We start from the raw sequence: 1,136 nt of genomic DNA on the forward strand, positions 1-1,136 counted from the left end.
AGCGGGCGGCCCCGCAGCTGCATTACCACGGGCGCCAGCCGCCAGCGCAGGTAGGCCCAACTGTAGAGCAGCACCAGCGGCACGCAGAGCAGCGAAATGGCCACCGTCAGGCTCAGCATGGCTACCGCGTGGCCGGCGGTACCCAGCCGGGCGGCGCACCATTCGTTGTAGGCCACAATGTAGTCGTCGACTTTTTCCATTTGGCGCGGCAGCCAATAGCGGTGCTTCCAGACCACCGACAAGCCGGTTTTGGCGGCCTGCGAAGCGGGCTGCAACCGCAGGGCGGTACGGAAATGGACTTCGGCTTCGGCGTGGGCTTCGCGCAGCAGCAGGAGCTGGCCCAGGGTCAGGTGGGCCGGCCCGTGGTTGGGGTCGAGGCGCAGCATGGTGCGGGCGGTGGCTTCGGCCAGCGCGTGTTCGGCCAGCTCGCGCAGGGCATACAGCCGGCGCAGCAGGCATTCGAGGTTGTTGGGGTCCCAGCGCAGGCCGGTTTCGGCGGTGGCCCGGGCCTGGGCCGGGTTATTCCAGCGCAATTCTAGGTGGCTGCGCAGGGCGTAGCATTTTGGTTTGCTGGGGTCCAGCTCCAGCGCAGTGGCCAGCACCTCATCGGCTTCGCTATTGCGGTATTGGTTGCCGAGGCTGAGGGCCAGAAAATAGTAGGCCTCCGCATAGGTTGGCTGGGCCGCTACCGCGTCGCGGGCGGCTGCCTCGGCCTCGGCATAGCGTTGCTGATGGATGAGCACCATGCTCAGCACCACCCGCACAAAAGCCGAGCGCGGGTTTTGCGCCAGCGCGCGGCGGGTCAGCTCCTCGGCCAGGGGGTAGCGCCGCACGGCCACCAGGTATTCTACCTGCGCGTACCAGTCGGGCTGGCCCCGCGCCGCTTCGCCCGGTGCGGCCATCACAGCCCGCCCGGCTTCTTCACCCCCAGGTACACCAGAATGTCGTCATACAGCCCGCCCTCGTTCGAGTACAGCGCGTAGTTGCGGGCCGTGGCAAACCACTCCTTGGTGCTGGGCTTTACCAATTTGGCGGCGTCCAGCAGGTGGCTTTGCTCGATGGGCAGGGGGCGGCCGCTGCGCATCGAGGCGCGCAGGCACACGTCCACGGCCCCGTCCACCACGGCCATCAGGTCG

The 1,136-nt window shown here is 67.8% G+C and carries 1 protein-coding gene and 1 pseudogene; both read right to left on the bottom strand.

Annotation, left to right across the window (positions count from 1 at the left end):
* On the bottom strand, positions 1 to 902 hold a 902-nt coding region (locus tag ACYVDE_RS23580), incomplete at its 3' end, for a tetratricopeptide repeat protein (protein ID WP_460503967.1).
* Positions 902 to 1,136: pseudogene (locus tag ACYVDE_RS23585) on the bottom strand (cell division protein); the annotation flags it as partial. The gene ACYVDE_RS23580 and the pseudogene ACYVDE_RS23585, both read right to left, overlap by 1 nt.

The organism is Hymenobacter agri (assembly GCF_054778495.1).